Source organism: Rhizobium sp. Rhizsp42, assembly GCF_047304155.1.
Classification (GTDB): domain Bacteria; phylum Pseudomonadota; class Alphaproteobacteria; order Rhizobiales; family Rhizobiaceae; genus Rhizobium.
On record NZ_JBGLYS010000012.1, the window covers coordinates 107,589 to 124,039 of the forward strand.

At 62.9% G+C, this 16,451-nt stretch carries 17 protein-coding genes and 1 tRNA gene; 2 read left to right on the top strand and 16 right to left on the bottom strand.

The window, feature by feature from the left end; genetic code table 11:
* Position 1 precedes the first annotated feature (1 nt).
* The 8 genes from deoC to ACCD05_RS14060 all read right to left on the bottom strand — a co-directional run bounded on the left by deoC (position 2) and on the right by ACCD05_RS14060 (position 7,329).
* Complete coding sequence (gene deoC, locus ACCD05_RS14025) at positions 2-778, bottom strand: deoxyribose-phosphate aldolase (protein ID WP_018899196.1); 777 nt, start codon at positions 776-778, stop codon at positions 2-4.
* Complete coding sequence (locus ACCD05_RS14030) at positions 775-1,581, bottom strand: purine-nucleoside phosphorylase (RefSeq protein WP_413393392.1); 807 nt, start codon at positions 1,579-1,581, stop codon at positions 775-777. Before ACCD05_RS14030 ends, deoC begins: the two co-directional genes overlap by 4 nt.
* The gene (locus tag ACCD05_RS14035) at positions 1,581-1,967 is read right to left on the bottom strand and encodes a cytidine deaminase (protein ID WP_047506699.1); all 387 of its coding nucleotides are present in this window, start codon (positions 1,965-1,967) and stop codon (positions 1,581-1,583) included. Before ACCD05_RS14035 ends, ACCD05_RS14030 begins: the two co-directional genes overlap by 1 nt.
* Before the next feature lie 4 nt (positions 1,968-1,971).
* Positions 1,972-2,943, bottom strand: coding sequence for an ABC transporter permease (locus ACCD05_RS14040; RefSeq protein ID WP_113239459.1), 972 nt, complete (start codon positions 2,941-2,943; stop codon positions 1,972-1,974).
* A gap of 11 nt (positions 2,944-2,954) precedes the next feature.
* Positions 2,955-4,058, bottom strand: coding sequence for an ABC transporter permease (locus tag ACCD05_RS14045; protein ID WP_209232280.1), 1,104 nt, complete (start codon positions 4,056-4,058; stop codon positions 2,955-2,957).
* A gap of 7 nt (positions 4,059-4,065) precedes the next feature.
* Positions 4,066-5,577, bottom strand: a complete 1,512-nt coding sequence (locus ACCD05_RS14050; protein ID WP_209188738.1) for an ABC transporter ATP-binding protein — start codon at positions 5,575-5,577, stop codon at positions 4,066-4,068.
* 71 nt (positions 5,578-5,648) lie between these two features.
* Entirely contained in the window at positions 5,649-6,641 is a 993-nt protein-coding gene (locus tag ACCD05_RS14055) for a BMP family lipoprotein (protein WP_413393395.1), read from the bottom strand.
* Between the two features lie 370 nt (positions 6,642-7,011).
* Positions 7,012-7,329, bottom strand: coding sequence for a hypothetical protein (locus tag ACCD05_RS14060; protein WP_111563111.1), 318 nt, complete (start codon positions 7,327-7,329; stop codon positions 7,012-7,014).
* A gap of 227 nt (positions 7,330-7,556) precedes the next feature.
* Between ACCD05_RS14060 and ACCD05_RS14065 the strand changes: the two genes are divergently transcribed.
* Both ACCD05_RS14065 and ACCD05_RS14070 read left to right on the top strand, forming a co-directional pair.
* A tRNA-Ser gene (locus ACCD05_RS14065) sits at positions 7,557-7,646 on the top strand.
* Positions 7,647-7,883: 237 nt separating this feature from the next.
* Positions 7,884-8,603, top strand: coding sequence for a L,D-transpeptidase (locus ACCD05_RS14070; protein ID WP_413393398.1), 720 nt, complete (start codon positions 7,884-7,886; stop codon positions 8,601-8,603).
* A 233-nt stretch (positions 8,604-8,836) separates the two neighbouring features.
* Here ACCD05_RS14070 and pncB read toward each other — a convergent pair whose 3' ends face one another.
* The 8 genes from pncB to ACCD05_RS14110 form a co-directional block, all read right to left on the bottom strand.
* Positions 8,837-10,141, bottom strand: coding sequence for a nicotinate phosphoribosyltransferase (pncB, locus tag ACCD05_RS14075; protein WP_047506704.1), 1,305 nt, complete (start codon positions 10,139-10,141; stop codon positions 8,837-8,839).
* Between the two features lie 150 nt (positions 10,142-10,291).
* Positions 10,292-10,603: a hypothetical protein gene (locus tag ACCD05_RS14080; RefSeq protein WP_413393400.1), complete on the bottom strand. Its 312-nt coding sequence runs from the start codon at positions 10,601-10,603 to the stop codon at positions 10,292-10,294.
* Positions 10,604-10,688: 85 nt separating this feature from the next.
* On the bottom strand, positions 10,689-11,654 hold the full coding sequence (locus ACCD05_RS14085; protein WP_413393402.1) for a 2-hydroxyacid dehydrogenase: 966 nt from the start codon (positions 11,652-11,654) through the stop codon (positions 10,689-10,691).
* A 22-nt stretch (positions 11,655-11,676) separates the two neighbouring features.
* Positions 11,677-13,305 carry an ABC transporter ATP-binding protein gene (locus tag ACCD05_RS14090; protein WP_413393404.1) on the bottom strand — a complete coding sequence of 543 codons (1,629 nt, stop codon included), beginning with the start codon at positions 13,303-13,305 and terminating at the stop codon, positions 11,677-11,679.
* The gene (locus ACCD05_RS14095) at positions 13,305-13,772 is read right to left on the bottom strand and encodes a type II toxin-antitoxin system VapC family toxin (RefSeq protein WP_413393406.1); all 468 of its coding nucleotides are present in this window, start codon (positions 13,770-13,772) and stop codon (positions 13,305-13,307) included. Before ACCD05_RS14095 ends, ACCD05_RS14090 begins: the two co-directional genes overlap by 1 nt.
* Positions 13,772-14,050 carry a hypothetical protein gene (locus ACCD05_RS14100; protein ID WP_413393407.1) on the bottom strand — a complete coding sequence of 93 codons (279 nt, stop codon included), beginning with the start codon at positions 14,048-14,050 and terminating at the stop codon, positions 13,772-13,774. Before ACCD05_RS14100 ends, ACCD05_RS14095 begins: the two co-directional genes overlap by 1 nt.
* Positions 14,051-14,120: 70 nt before the next feature.
* Positions 14,121-15,269, bottom strand: coding sequence for an ABC transporter permease (locus ACCD05_RS14105; protein ID WP_037188387.1), 1,149 nt, complete (start codon positions 15,267-15,269; stop codon positions 14,121-14,123).
* Positions 15,269-16,360 carry a microcin C ABC transporter permease YejB gene (locus ACCD05_RS14110; RefSeq protein ID WP_413393409.1) on the bottom strand — a complete coding sequence of 364 codons (1,092 nt, stop codon included), beginning with the start codon at positions 16,358-16,360 and terminating at the stop codon, positions 15,269-15,271. Before ACCD05_RS14110 ends, ACCD05_RS14105 begins: the two co-directional genes overlap by 1 nt.
* Positions 16,361-16,451: the final 91 nt, after the last annotated feature.

Genomic DNA, 16,451 nt, shown 5'->3' on the forward strand with positions numbered 1-16,451 from the left:
CTCAGTAGCTCGCGGCGGTCGCCGGTGCCGATTGCGTGCCGGAAAGAACCGCGAGGATGTCGTCGAGCACGCCCGAAGCGCCGAAGCGGAAGGTCGAGGGCATCGGCCAGTCGGGCGCCATGATCGTCTCGGCGAGGCTCAGATAGAGTGCTGCATCCGCCACCGAGGCAATGCCGCCCGCCGGCTTGAAGCCGACCTTGCGGCCGCTCTGGCGAATGGCGCGCAGCATGATGTCGGCGGCTTCAAGCGTCGCGTTGACGGACACCTTGCCGGTCGAGGTCTTGATGAAGTCTGCGCCCGCCTCGATCGCCAGTTCCGAGGCGCGACGGATCATCGCCGCATCCTTGATCTCGCCGGTCTCGAGAATGACCTTCAAGAGCACCGCCTCGCCGCATTCGGCGCGCACGGCGGCAACCATGTCGGTCACGGCCCGGCCGCTGCCGGCGATGAACTTGCGATAGGGAATGACGAGATCGATCTCGTCGGCGCCGTCGGCGATCGCCTCGCGCGTCTCGGCCGCCACGTCGGCGACCTCCATGTCGCCCGAGGGGAAGTTGACGACAGTGGCGATCTTCACGGGATGGCCGCTGCCGAGGATCGAGCGCGCATGCGCCACGAAGCGCGGCCAGATGCAGATCGCGGCGCTGTTGCCGTAGGGCGTCTGCGCGCGTGCGCACAAGGCCTCGATCTGCGCTTCCGTGCAGTCGTCCTTGAGGTTGGTGAGATCAAGCAACGACAGCGCCACGGCTGCCGTTTCCTTCAGCGAGTGATTGCTCATGCGTCATTTCCTCCAGCCGCGATCATCTCTTTCAGGATGGCGGCAAGACGGGCACCGCCGATGGGCGCCATCTCCTTGGTTTCGTCGTGGCTCAGTTCCGAACCGGTCATTCCGGCCCCATAGTTGGTGATAACGGAAGCAGCCGCAACCCTCATGTCGAGCATTCGGGCAATGATGACCTCGGGCACGGTCGACATGCCCACGGCATCTGCGCCGAGAATGCGCGCCATGCGGATCTCCGCCGGCGTCTCGAAGCTCGGGCCCGAGAACCACATGTAGACGCCTTGCGAAAGCGCTGTCCCGGTCTTCTCCGCCGCCCGCCGCATCGCCTCAGCAAGGCCGGTATCGTAGGCATTCGTCATGCCCACGAAGCGACGGTCGCTCTCCTCGCCGATCAGCGGGTTGATGCCGGAATAGTTGATGTGGTCGGTGATCTGCATCACCGATCCCGGCGCCAGATCCTCGCGCAGCGATCCCGCCGAATTCGTCAGGATCAGCGCCTCGACGCCGAGCGCCTTCAACACCTCGATCGGCCGCCGCATGGCGTTGGCGTCGCCCTTCTCGTAGAAGTGGACGCGTCCCGACAGCATGATCGCAGGCACGCCGCCAAGCGTGCCGGCCACGACCTCGCCGGCATGGCCTGAGACGGCGCTGACGGGAAAGCCCGGCACATCCTGATAGGGTATCCGTACCGCATCCTTCAGTTCTGCCACCAGCGAACCGAGCCCGGAGCCGAGGATGACGCCGTAGCGCGGCGAAAGCCCGCCGAGACGCGCCTTCAGCAGGTCGAGCGCCGCCTGCATCAGAGTTCGGTCTCGAAGCTGAAGGGAAGCAGTTCGTCCATGGTCATGGTCTTCTGCACGCCGGCTTCGTCGCAGAGATAGATCTTCGTCTCCTTGGAGGCGAATTCCGAGATCTTCTGCCGGCAGCCGCCGCAGGGCGGGCAGAGCGGCAGCTTCTCGGCGATCACGGCCATCTCGACGATCTTCTTCGCCCCACCCATGATCATGGCGCTAATCGCCGTCGGCTCCGCGCACCAGCCCTGGGGGAAGGAGAGGTTCTCGATGTTGGCGCCGGTATAGACCTTGCCGTCCTCGGCGCGGATCGCGGCACCGACGGGGAACTTGGAATAGGGCGCATGGGCGAATGCCATGGCGCCGCGGGCGGCTTCGAAGAGGTCGTGGGACATGGTCTTAGCGCTCCTTGACATAGGGTGTGCCGCCGGCCTTCGGCGGGATGGCTTTGCCGATGAAGCCCGCGAGCAACACGCAGGTGAGGATATAGGGCAGGGCCTGGAAGATCTGCACCGGCACTTCGCCGATCCCGGGGATCGGCTTGCCCTGCATGAAGTTGCCGAGTGCATCGAGGAAGCCGAACAGCAGGCAGGCGAACATCACAGGCACCGGCTTCCACTTGGCGAAGACGAGGGCTGCCAGCGCGATATAGCCCTTGCCGGCCGACATGTCCTTGATGAAGGCGGCAGACTGCGCGATCGCCAGATAAGTGCCGGAGAAGCCGCAGAGAATGCCGGCGCAGATGACGGCGCGGTAGCGCAGCCAGCTGACCGAAATGCCGGCGGTATCGACCGCACCCGGATTTTCACCGACGGCGCGCAGACGAAGACCGAAGCGCGTGCGGTAGAGGATCCACCACGAGAGCGGCACCGCCAGGAAGGCGAGGTAGGTCAGAATATTGTTGCCGGAGATGACGTTGGCATAAAGCGGCCCAAGGATCGGCACCTCGCGCACCGCGTCGGCGCCCGGAAGCGTGATCGGCGTGAAGCGCGCGTCGCCGGCCAGCTGCGGCGTGCGCCCGCCCTGGCCGAACCAGGCCTGGCCGAGCACGATGGTGATCCCGGCCACGAAGAAGTTGATCGCGACGCCCGAGATGATCTGGTTGCCGCGGTTGGTGATCGAGGCGAAGCCGTGCACGAAGCTCAGCGCCACCGAGCAGACGATACCGGCGCAAAGTCCCGCCCAGGCGGAATCGGTGAGATAGGCGACGCAAGCGGCGGCAAAGGCCGAGCCCAGCATCTTGCCCTCGAGCCCGATGTCGAAGACGCCGGCGCGTTCGGAAAAGAGGCCAGCCAGCGCCGTGAAGATCAGCGGGATCGACAGGCGGATGGTGGAGCTCAGAACGCTGATGAAGATGTCGTAATATTCCATCGTCGCGCTCCTTACGCCCGCTTGAACTGTTGGTAGAGACGCACCATCGCCGGCCGGTACATGTATTCAAGCGCGCCGGCAAACAGGATCACCAGACCCTGGATCACGAGGATCATCTCGCGGGTGATGTTGGGCATCTCGAACGAAATCCAGTCGCCGCCCTGATAGAGGATGCCGAACAGGATGGCGGAGAGCACGATGCCGACAGGATGGTTGCGCCCCATCAGCGACACCGCGATGCCGACGAAGCCGGCGCCGCCGACGAACTCGACCTGCAGGCGGGCCGACGAGCCCATGACGGGATTGAGCGCCATCATCCCCGCCAGCGCGCCCGAAAGCAGCATGGCGATGATGACGATGCGCGCATAGGGAATGCCGGCGTAAGCGGCCGCGCTCGGGCTGACGCCGAGCGTGCGCATCTCGAAGCCGAGCTTGGTGCGCCAGATCAGCAGCCAGACGAAGTAAGCCGCCACCAGCGCGATGATGAAGGAGACGTTGAACGGAGCGGCACCCAGCTTAGCGCCGAACATGTCCATGATCCAGCCGAGCTTCGGCAGCTGACCGCCTTCGAGGAAGGTGCGGGTCTCAGGCGCCATCTTGCCCGGCACGATCAGCACGTGGACCAGCAGATAGACCATCAGCGCCGCGCCGATATAGTTGAACATGATCGTGGTGATGACGATATGGCTGCCGCGCTTGGCCTGCAGCCAGGCTGGAATGAAGGCCCAGGCCGCGCCGAACAGGCCGGCGCCGACCACGGCTACGGGCATGGTCACATACCACGGCACGAACTTGTCGAGCGCCAGCGCCACAAGCGCGCAGCCGAGACCGCCGAGATAGGCCTGGCCCTCGGAGCCGATGTTGAACAGCCCGGCATGGATGGCGACCGCCACCGAAAGGCCGGTGAAGATGAAGCTGGTGGCGTAGTACAGCGTAAAGCCGATGCCTTCGCCGCTCCCGAGCGCGCCTTCGATCAGAAGCTGCAGCGCGCCGATCGGGCTTTCGCCGATCAGCCAGACGACGAAGCCTGATATCAGGAAGGCGGTGAGAAGGTTCAGGATCGGGATGAGGCCGTAGTTGATCCAGCGGGGTAGGGGAGTGGAAGCAGTGCTCATCAAGGCCTCACGCGGCAATGCCGGCCATCATCAGGCCGAGGGTCTGTTCACCGGCATCGGGCGTCTTCTCGCCGACGACATGGCCGGCGAACATGACAAGGATACGGTCTGAAAGGGCGCGGATTTCGTCGAGCTCGACGGAGACGAGCAGGATCGCCTTGCCCGCGTCGCGCATCTCGATGATCCGGCGGTGAATGAATTCGATGGCGCCGATATCGACGCCGCGCGTCGGCTGGCCGATGATCAGCGCCGTCGGGTCGCGCTCGATTTCGCGGGCGACGACGATCTTCTGCTGGTTGCCGCCGGAGAAGTTTGCGGTCTTCAGCCGTGGGTTCGGCGGCCGGATGTCGTATTTCTCGATCTTTTCCATCGCGTCCTTGCGGATCGCTTCGAGATCAAGCAGCGGGCCCTTGCTGTATTCAGGCTTGCGATGATAGCCGAGCACCGCGTTCTCGTATTCCTCGAACTTCAGCACGAGGCCCATATGGTGGCGGTCCTCGGGGATGTGCGCGAGGCCGAGCTCGCGCAGCCGCGCCGGATCGGCTTTGTCGATCGGCTGTCCATCGAGCAGAATCTCGCCCGAATGCGGCTTGCGGATACCCGCGATCGCTTCGAGAAGCTCCGACTGCCCGTTGCCTGCCACGCCCGCCACGCCGACGATCTCGCCGGCGCGCACGTCGAACGACACGTTGTCGACCATGACGACACCGCGGTCGTCCTTCACCGTCAGATTGCGCACCGACAGGATGACCTTGCCGGGATTGGCCTCGCCCTTCTGCACGCGAAGCAACACACGGCGGCCGACCATCAGCTCGGCCAGTTCCTCGACCGTCGTCTCAGCGGTCTTGCGGGTCGCCACCATCTCGCCGCGGCGCATGACCGACACCGTATCGGTGATCGCCATGATCTCGCGCAGCTTGTGGGTGATGAGAATGACCGTCTTGCCCTGGTCGCGCAGCACTTTGAGGATGCGGAACAGGTGGTCGGCCTCGGCCGGCGTCAGAACGCCAGTAGGTTCGTCGAGGATCAGGATCTCGGCGCCGCGATACATGGCCTTGAGGATTTCGACGCGCTGCTGCAGGCCGACGGGGAGCTGCTCGATCAGCGCATCCGGGTTGACCTCGAGGCCGTATTCCTTTTCCAGCCGCTTGAGCTCGGCGCGGGCAGACGCTACGCCTCTCGCGAGCAGCGCTCCGCCTTCGGCGCCGAGCATGATGTTCTCGAGCACCGTGAAATTGTCGACCAGCATGAAGTGCTGGTGCACCATGCCGATACCGGTTGCGATCGCCGTCTGGCTGTCCTTGATCGTCACGGCCTGGCCGTTGACCCGGATCTCGCCCTGATCGGCGTGGTAAAAGCCGTAAATGATCGACATCAGCGTCGATTTTCCGGCTCCGTTTTCCCCGATGATGCCGTGGATGGATCCCTTGGCGACGGTGAGGTTGATGTCTTTGTTGGCGTGGACGGCACCGAATTTCTTGTCGATGCCCACAAGTTCGATAGCGGGCGTGTCAGTCACAGCAGGCTCCAGATACGAAAAGGGCGTATGGCGAAAATCAATTCCGCCATACGCCCAATTTCAGGCGCGGATCACTTCGGGCAGGCGTTGTCCGAGGTGTAATCGTGAACCTTGACGGTGCCCGCGATGATGTCTGCCTTGGCCTTTTCGACGGCGGCCAGCATTTCAGGCGTGATCAGCGCCTTGTTGTTGTCGTCGATGGCAGCGGCAACGCCGTCTTCCTTGACGCCGAGCGACTGCACGCCGGCGGTGAACTTGTCGCCCTTGGTGTCGGTGTAGGCGTTGTAGACCGCGAGGTCGACGCGCTTGACCATCGAGGTCAATACCGAGCCCGGATGCAGGTGGTTCTGGTTCGAATCGACTCCGATCGAGAACTTCTTGTTGTCGGCGGCGGTCTGCAAAACGCCGAGACCGGTTGCACCGGCTGCCGCGTAGATCACGTCGGCGCCCTGGTCGATCTGGTTCTTGGTGAGCTCACCGCCGCGAACCGGGTCGTTCCATGCAGCACCGGTGGTGCCGGTCATGTTCTGGAACACTTCCATCTTGGCGTTGGCAGCGCGTGCGCCCTGCTCGTAGCCGCACTCGAACTTGCGGATCAGCGGAATGTCCATGCCGCCGACGAAGCCGACCTTGCCGGTCTTCGAAGCCATGCCGGCGAGAACGCCGACGAGGTACGAACCTTCTTCTTCCTTGTAGACGACCGAGCGGACGTTCGGCTTGTCGACAACGGCGTCAACGATGATGAACTTGGTGTCCGGGAATTCGGCGGCAACCTTTTCGATCGCCGAGGTCCAGGCGAAGGAGACGGCAACAACCGGGTTGAAGCCGCGGCTGGCGAAGTTGCGGATGGCCTGTTCGCCCTGGGTGTCGCCGGTCGGTTCGAAGTCGCGGTAGGCGATACCGGTTTCCTTCTTGAACTTCTCGGCGCCATTGTAGGCGGCTTCGTTGAAGGACTTGTCGAACTTTCCGCCGGTGCCGTAGACCAGTGCCGGCTTGACGTCGGCAGCGAGCGCCGTCGTGGACATGGCAGCCACGGCAAGGACGGTCAGAAGGGATTTTTTCATTGTGCAGCCCTGTTGTTGCTATTTGTTAGGGGTCCTCCCGCAAGCCCGTTTTCAGGCATGTCTGCGGAACACCGACCTCCCCCCGGAGGCCTGGCTTGCCGCATCCTTGCATGGCTCCAATGAAAATTCACGAGAAATTTTTCGGCTGGTAAAAATCGCCGACTTTGCGTAAAAACCGGCCAGCGCAATCGCTTTTTACGCAAAAGCACCGCTAAAGTGCGATTTTTCTAGCCATTTGAGACACCTCGCTGCGCCTGAGCCCGCGTGGGCGTCAAGCTCCATTCTGCATGCGACTGACCACCCAAGGGCGATCGTCGCCACGTCAGGTAGCAGAAATACGGGCAAATGATGCGTGAGACAGGCGTCTCGCCTAAGCCGCGAAACGGCCGGCCACCGGCGGCTTCTTGTACCCCGCCATCCACAGGATGAGCGAAAGCACAAGGAACACCGCGAAGGCCGGCTGCATCATCAGCCACTGAAAGCCGATCGTGTAGAAGCGGGGGTGGATATAGTAGGCGATGGTCGATTGCAGCGCCTCGAAGGAGGACGCGCTCATGTCCTGCCAGGCATCGCCCATCGGCGTGATGACGACGGAGGATGCCGCCACGGACTGGATGCTGTCGATCGTTCCGGCAATCACCGCGACCGCCAGCGCGATCAGGCTCGCCAAACGCAAAAGGAAACGCATTACACTCTCCGCCACCGATCCGCCGGATTTGACCCGGCCAGTTGCGCCCATTCTCCAAGACTTAAAGACACTAGTGCCCTGCCGCCGGAACCGCAATGGACCGCATTCCGGCACTTTTGCTGGAAGAAGTCAAAAAACTGTTAGATTTAGGTTGATCCCTGAAAATTCCTCGGTATATATCGCGCCGTTCCAACGATTTGCGCCGAAGGGTGCCAAATCAAGCAGCAGGACAGGTGGCCGAGTGGTTTAAGGCGCACGCCTGGAACGCGTGTGTACGTGAAAGCGTACCGTGGGTTCGAATCCCACCTTGTCCGCCATTTCCTCGGAAATCGATGCTGCTATCTCCGTCTTCCCAACGACGTGCGATCCGTTAGCCAACGCCGGCTTTTTGCGCCCTATTTCCTGCGCTTCACGCTCCCTGTTGCATTCCGCCAACAGCCCCGCGCCGAACCTCCCGGGCCCCTCTGTATTTCCCTCCGCGAACACAATTTGGTCACCGATGCCCGGCCAGGGAGAGGGATCACAGCTTACCTCTCGCATTGGATACCCTGAAATTGCATAGCCTCTCCATTCTTCGGTCGCTTGTCGCGGCGGCCGGCGTTTCGCTGCTTGCGGCCTGCACGCAGCTTCCCTCCCAGCCGGTCGACGTCGCCATGCCCAAGCCGCCGGCCGTCGGGGCACCGGCACCCGCCGCCGAGGCCGCCGTGTCGCAGCCGGAGCGCCCGGTCGACAAGCCGGATTATCCGCTGATCTACGCCGATCTCGACGACAGCAGCTATCGTCTGCCGGCCATCAGCTACGCCGAGGTCGATCCGCGCTATCTGCGCCAGGAGGTCGATTATCATAGCGACGAGCCGCCGGGCTCGATCGTCGTCGATACCGAGACCAAGTTCCTCTATTTCATTTTGAAGAACGACCGGGCGGTCCGCTATGGCGTCAGCCTCGGTGCCCAGGGCCGCGCCTGGAAGGGACGGGCGGTGATCCAGTGGAAGCGCAAGTGGCCGACCTGGACGCCGACTCCGTCGATGATCGGCCGCAATCCGAAGCTCAGCGAGTGGAAAGAGGGCATGCCGCCGGGGCTCAGCAATCCGCTCGGCGCCCGCGCGCTCTATATCTTCCAGGATGGCCAGGACACGCTCTATCGCATCCATGGCTCGCCGGAATGGCGCTCGATCGGCAAGAACGCCTCTTCCGGCTGCGTGCGCATGTTCAACCAGGATATCATTGATCTCTACGACAGGGTCCGCGGCAAGGCGATCCTCGTCGTCAAGTAAGCGGGCGACGGGCGCCCGAACGCGAGGCGCCCGTTCGGTCCGAATGATGGAGATCAGGAAGCATGCACGGCATGCCGCCTTGCATCCCCGCCAATATGCTGTAAACGCAGCGTCGGAACGCGACTGCCGTTAACTTAAGAACGGGGTCGGGCGGCAGATTGACGTCACGTCGCTGTCACGAGATCACGTGGCCGTTCCCTCATCCCCAAAGCACATGCGTCGGTAAGCGCGTCTCAGACCAGAACGGCCTGATCGACCAGATCCTCGGTGCCGAAGAACTTCAGATAGCGCTGCACTTCCTCAGGCTCGCCCGTTGCCTTCTGCGGGTTGTCGGAGAGCTTGACGGCCGGGCGGCCGTTGGCGTCGCTGACCTTGCAGACGATCGAGATCGGGTTGAGGCCGGAAATCTCCGTCGGCGCGCAGCCGGCGAAGTCGTTGGTGAGGTTGGTGCCCCAGCCGAAGCTCATGCGCACGCGGCCTTCGAAATGCTTGTAGGTGTCGATGATCGCGTCGACATCCATGCCGTCGGAGAAGATCAGCATCTTCTGCCGGGGATCGCGCCCCATCTTCTTCCACCATTCAATGATCTTCTCGCCGCCTTCGATCGGCGGTGCGCTGTCGGGGCGGAAGCCCGTCCAGTCCGCCACCCATTCCGGCGCGTCGCGCAGGAAGGCTGCGGTGCCGAAGGCATCGGGCAGCACGATCAAGAGATTGCCGCCGTAAAGCTTGTTCCAGTCGCGCAGCACCTTATAGGGCGCGTTATGCAGTTGCTCGTCGGTCTCGGCAAGCGCGGCCGCCACCATCGGCAGCTCATGCGCGTTGGTGCCGACGGCCTCGAGATCGTTGTCCATGGCGAGCAGCACGTTGCTGGTGCCGGTAAAGCCGGCGCCGATGCCTTCCTTCAAGGCTTCGACGCACCAGCGCTGCCACAGGAAGCTGTGGCGCCGCCGCGTGCCGAAATCGGAGATGCGCAGGCCCGGCAGTTCGCGCAGCCGCTCGACCTTCTCCCACATGCGCGCCTTGGCACGGGCGTAGAGCACGTCGAGCGTAAACGGCCCGAGCGCGCGTAGCGCTGAGCGCGAGCGCAGCTCGTTGATGATCGCGAGTGCCGGAATTTCCCACATCGTGGTCTCTTTCCACGATCCGTGGAAATCGAGCCTGTACTGTCCGTCGCGCTTCGAAAGCTCGTATTCCGGCAGCTGGAAATGCGAGAGCCAGGCCAGGAACTCGGGCTCGAAGATCTGCGCGCGGCCATAGAAGCTGTTACCCGCCAGCCAGATCATCTCTTTCTTGGAGAGCCTAAGCGTGCGTGCATGGTCGAGCTGCGCGCGCAGTTCCCCCTCGTCGATCTCCTCGGCAAGCAGCACCCGCTTGGTGCGGTTGATGACCGTGAAGGTGGCGTTGACGTCGGGATAGAGCTTCCAGATCATCTGCAGCATCAACAGCTTGTAGAAGTCCGTGTCGATCAGGCTGCGGACGATCGGGTCGAGTTTCCAAGCGTGGTTGTAAACGCGCCGTGCAATATCTGTCTTCGCCATCGATTCCACCCTATCCAATCCGGGTGCAGGCGCCGAGAAAGGCGCACGACAACCGGCCTGTGCGCTTTCTTATCGAAAACTGCGCCGGCAATGTCCAGAACAAATAAGACCCCGCCATTTCCTCGAAAGCAGGGCCAAGCGTCGGCCCGCCTACTGCGCGTTCGTCTGCGGCGCGTTTGCCCGCCCGGCGGGCGTCGGTGCCTCGGTGCCGGACTGTCCGCCACCGCCCTGCGCCGGGGAGGGCTCCGCATGCGTGGGTTCGTCCGGCTGCGGCAGGTTATAGCGGCTCCAGATTTCGACCGGAATCCAGACGGCGAACGCCAGAAGCAGCGCCGCGATCAGCATGCGCAAGATGCGCAGGCTGGTGGGCGACTTTCGCTTGGTTCGCCCAGCCATTGCGTCTTTTGCCGTCTCTTCGCGTTTGCCGCCTTCACTCCACGGTCTGTCGATCCGCTCGACCATACTTGCCCCTTCCCAAGCCGGGCGGCATAGGCCGCCCTTAAAACATCAGGGAAAGAAACGGCCACCGGCAACGATGGTTCCCGCCTCAGTAACCGCGGTCGCGGTCCACCACATATTGCAGTGGTTCGCCGCGCTCGAAGCGGGCGATCTGCCGCTCCACATGGCGAAACAGCGCATTCTCTTCCGAACTCGCGGCATCATGCGGCGTGATGAAGACACCATGCAGGTCCCAGAGCGGGCTGTCCGAAGGCAGAGGTTCGACCTCGAAGACATCGAGCGAAGCGCCGCCAAGCACGCCGGTTTCGATCGCCGAGACGATATCGGCCTCGACCTGGCTCTTGCCGCGCCCGGCATTGATGAACACCGGCTTTCCAAGCGCGCCGCCCTGGCGGAGCCTAGAAAACAGCGCGGCATTGTAGAATTTCGTCGTCTCCGGCGTCAGCGGCAGCAGGCCCACAAGGATGTCGGTCTTCGACAGAAATGCGTCGAGCCCGGCCGCGTCGAATGTCTCGATGCCATCGATTTGTTTAGCCGTGCGCGACCAGCCGATGACGTTGAAGCCCATGACCGTCAGCTTCTTGACCGCATCCTGGCCGAGCACGCCGAGGCCCATGACGCCGACGGTGAGTTCCGATGCCTCCGGTGCCACGTCGTGGCCCCATTCGCGCCGGCGCTGCAATCGGTCATGCTCAGCCTGCCCACGCTGGTGCATCAGGCACTGCATCACCACCCACTCGCTCATCCGCGTCGTCAGGCTATGGTCGACGAAGCGCACGATCGGCACGTCGGGAAGGCCGGGCAGGTTCATGAAGCTGTCGACCCCCGCACCGCCCGAGAAGATCACCTTCAGGTTCGGCGCCCGCTCGAAGAGATCCGCCTCCGGCTTCCACAGCAGCGCGTAGTCGAGATCGGAAAGATCCCGGCCCTTCGTCTCGGGGTCGGCGATATTGATGCTGCCGCGATCGAGAAAGGCGGTCTTCAGGATGCGCGCGACGGTATCGGGATTGAACTTGAGATCGACGAGAATGGGGGCTGGCTTAGAAGCTGGCATGTTATCCGGTGCTCTGATGTCGTTAGTGTTGCACTGCGGGCGTCGGCCGCGCCTCAATGTTGAAGGCCGCCGCCATCAGCGCCTTCGTATAGTCGTCCTTCGGCGCGCGGAAAATATCGGCCGATGGCCCCTGTTCCACCACCTTGCCGAAGCGCATCACGATCACCTCGTTGGCGAGCGCCTTCACCACCTTGAGATCGTGGCTGATGAAGAGATAGGCGAGGTCGTGCTTCTGCTGCAGGTCGCGCAAGAGATCGACCACCTGCGCCTGCACGCTCATGTCGAGCGCCGACGTCGGCTCGTCGAGCATTACGAAACGCGGCTTCAGCACCATGGCGCGGGCAATCGCGATACGCTGCCGCTGGCCGCCGGAGAATTCGTGCGGATAGCGCCAGCGGGTGGTGGGATCGAGCCCCACTTCCTCCAGCGCCCAGCAGACGCGCCGGTCGCGCTCTTCGTAGGAAAGCCCGCGCTCGTGCACCTTCAGCCCCTCGGCGATGATGTCGCCCACCGACATGCGCGGGCTGAGCGAGCCGTAAGGGTCCTGGAACACCACCTGTAACTGATTGCGCAGCGGCCGCATCTCGGTGAATGAATAGCTGGCTATATCCTTGCCGACGAAGCTGATCCGCCCCTCAGACGAGATCAGCCGGGTGAGCGCCAGCCCAAGCGTCGTCTTTCCCGATCCGGATTCTCCGACCACACCCAGCGTCTGCCCTGCGCGCAGCGAAAGGTCGATGCCGTCGACCGCCTTCACATGATCCACCACCTTGCGCATCAGCCCCGCCTTGATCGGGAACCAGACCTTGATGTCCGACCCCTGCATCACGATCGGCTTGGACCTGTCGGCAAGCGGCGGCTCGCCGCGCGGCTCGGAGGCTAGCAGATGGCGGGTATATTGATGCTGCGGATTGGTGAAGACTTCCTCGACCGTTCCGGTCTCGACGATCTTGCCCTTGGTCATCACGCAGACCCGGTCGGCGAACTTGCGCACGATGCCGAGGTCGTGGGTGATGAACAGCATCGACATGCCATGCTGGCCCTTCAGCTGCCGCAAGAGCTCGAGGATCTGCGCCTGCACGGTAACGTCGAGCGCCGTCGTCGGCTCGTCGGCGATCAGCAGTTCCGGCCGGTTGGCGAGCGCCATGGCGATCATCACGCGCTGCCGCTGCCCGCCCGAGAGCTCGTGCGGATAGGCCTTCAGCCGCTTCTCGGGCTCGCGGATGCCGACCTGGTTGAGCAGCTCCAGCACCCGCGTCCGCGCCGCCTGTCCCTTGATTCCCTGGTGCAACTCCAAGATCTCGGCGATCTGCTTCTCGATATTGTGCAGCGGGTTGAGCGAGGTCATCGGCTCCTGGAAGATCATCGTGATGTCGTTGCCGCGCACCTCGCGCAGCGCCTTGTCGGATGCTTTCAGGAGATCCTTGCCCTTGAACAGGATTTCGCCGGAGGGATGGCTGGCCGAGGGGTAAGGGAGCAGCCGCAGGATCGAATTGGCCGATACCGATTTCCCCGAACCGGACTCTCCCACCAGCGCCACCACCTCGCCCTTGTTGACATCGAAGGAAATACCATCGACAGCCACTGACGTCGCGCCCCCCTGGTGGAAGGCGACGGAAAGATTGCGGACGGACAGCAAGGGTTCGGACATCAGGACAGGCTCTCGATCAGGGAGGTCAGGGTGGCGTCGTCGGGTTTGGTAAGGGCGAAGGGAAGGGTCTCGTTCGGTCCCGGTCCGATCCGCTTGTCGGAGGAAAGCAGGTGGGTGCAGCCGCTGGCGATCGCCGTTGCGACATGAACGGCATCGGGCAGCTTGCGGGCTGGATTGATGGCTCGGAGCTGAGCGGCCGTTAGAAGGACGTCGCGGCTGACTGGCTGGACGTCCATCCAGGAGCCGCTGAAGACTTGGTGATACAGCCCGACCAACCACGCATTGCTTTGGCGATAAGGCAGCACGAGAAGTTCGGCCAGTGTCAGTTCACTCGTCACGAAACGTGTCGGGTTCTGCGCTTTGGCTTTTGACATGATCAGCGCCGCCTTCACCGCGACATCGCTTTCCGTCTCGAACGCAAGAATGAAAAGGTTGGTGTCGAGATAGATCCGGCCTACCTGATCCATCAATAGTCCCACTCGTCGCGAAGCTCACGAATGCGGGCGACAGCCTCTTCCTCGGTAACGCGCGGGCGACCCAGGGCAAGATAGCGCTCGCGTAGTGCCATGATCTCGTGTTGCTCGATAGGTCCGTCGCGCAGCAGCGGATCGTCGTTCGCTATTTTGTTGCTCGCAGACGGCTCGGACTCCACGACAACACGCACCGTCGCCACGTCCCCCAACCCCTCCCTCAAATCCTCGGGAAGGTTGGCGACAGGATAATGATCACGCACAATCTTGTTCATCGCGGTCACGCTCCAAAAGTTGCGTAAAAAACAACTCTACCCGCAAACCTCTGACATGACGAGGCCGCCCTCATCCGAAGGTCTTTCTCGGATCGAACGCATCGCGCACCGCCTCGCCGATGAAGATCAACAGCGACAGCATGATCGACATCGCGAAGAAGGCCGTCAGCCCTAGCCATGGCGCCTGCAGGTTCGCCTTGCCCTGGGCGATCATCTCGCCGAGCGAGGGTGAGCCGGGCGGCATGCCGAAGCCGAGGAAGTCGAGCGAGGTCAACGTGGTGATCGAGCCGGAGAGGATGAAGGGCAGGAAGGTCAGCGTCGCGACCATGGCGTTCGGCAGAAGGTGCCGCCACATGATCGTGCGGTTGCCGACGCCGAGCGCGCGCGCTGCACGGACATATTCGAAGTTGCGGGCTCTCAGGAACTCCGCGCGCACCACGCCCACGAAGCCGACCCACGAGAACAGCAGCATGATCCCGAGCAGCACGAAGAAGCCCGGCGGCAGGATCGCGGCGATGATGAGGAGAATGTAGAGCACCGGCATCGATGACCAGATCTCGATGAAGCGCTGCAGCAGAAGATCGGTCCACCCGCCGAAATAGCCCTGGATCGCACCCGCGCTGACGCCGACGACAGCCGAGCAGATGGTCAGCACCAGCCCGAACAGCACCGAGATGCGGAAGCCGTAGATCACGCGGGCGAGCACGTCGCGCGCCTGGTCGTCCGTGCCCAGCCAGTTGAGGTTGCTCCAGGTGCAGTTGGGGTCGTTCACCCCTTGCGGATAGCCCGAGCAGCGCTCCTGCTCGCCCATCATCCAGAAGGGCGCGGTCGGTGCCGAGTGCGGAATGTTGGAGTTCACCGAGCGGTAGGAATAGCGGATCGGCGGCCAGATCATCCAGCCATTGGCCTTGATCTCGTCGGCGATCACGTCGGAGCGATAATCGGTCTCGGCCAGGAAGCCGCCGAACTTCTCCTCGGGATAATTGACGAGAACGGGAAACAGGATCTCGCCCTTGTAGGAGGCGATGATCGGCCGGTCGTTGGCGATGAATTCGGCAAACAGGCTGAGCCCGAAGATGAGAAGGAACAGCCAGAGCGACCAGTAGCCGCGTCGGTTGGCCTTGAAGTTCTTCCAGCGCCGGATGTTGGTGGGCGAGAGCAGCCCCTTGCGCGGCGGCTTGACGGGCGTGGCGGTCGCGGGCTTTGCGGCGGTGTCCATCACACGTCCCTCCGCTCAAAGTCGATGCGCGGATCGATCCAGGTATAGATCAGGTCGGAGATCAGGCTGACGAACAGGCCGAGCAGCGAGAATATGTAGAGCGTCGCGAACACGATCGGATAGTCGCGGTTGACCACCGATAGATAGCCGAGCCGCCCCAGCCCATCGAGCGAGAAGATGTTCTCGATCAGCAGCGAGCCGGTGAAGAAGGCCGAGATGAAGGCGCCGGGAAAGCCGGCGATGATGATCAGCATGGCGTTGCGGAACACGTGGCCGTAGAGCACCTTGCGCTCGTTCAGCCCCTTGGCGCGCGCCGTCACCACATACTGCTTCTTGATCTCCTCGATGAAGGAGTTCTTGGTGAGCAGCGTCGTCGTCGCGAAAGCGGCCAGCGATAGCGAGATCAACGGCAGCGCCAGGTGCCAGAAATAGTCGAGCGGCTTCTGCCACCACGAAAGCTGGTCGAAATTGTCGGAGACGAGACCGCGCAGCGGGAACCAGTCATAGAAGGATCCGCCGGCGAAGAGCACGATCAAAAGGATACCGAACAGAAAGCTCGGAACGGCATAGCCGATGATGATCACGCCCGAGGTCCACACGTCGAAGGTCGAGCCATCCTTCACCGCCTTGCGGATGCCGAGCGGAATGGAGATGCCGTAGGAGAAGATCATGATCCAGATCCCAAGCGAGGCCGAGACCGGCAGCTTGTCCTTGATCAGGTCGAGAACGGACGTGTTGCGGAAGAAGCTCTCGCCGAAATCGAAGCGGATATAGTTCCACATCATCTCGCCGAAGCGCGTCAGCGGCGGCTTGTCGAAACCGAACTGCTTCTCGAGCTTCTTGATCAGCTCCGGATCGAGCCCCTGCGCGCCGCGATATTTCGAGCCGCCTTCATCGAGCCCCGATCCCATCAGGTCGCCGCCGCCGCCCGAAAGGCGGGCGTCAGCGCCCTGCGCATCGCCCGTCAGCTGCGCGATCACCTGCTCGACAGGCCCGCCCGGCGCGAACTGGATGACGGTGAACGAAATCGCCATGATGCCGATGATGGTCGGGATCATCAAAAGCAGGCGGCGAAGGATATAGGCTCCCATCAGCGAGCGGCCCCCGGGGAGTTCTGTCGTAGGCTGTCCAGTCTATCGCCGCTCAATCGTCAAGCCTTCCTCTGCCGGTCAACACCGGCGC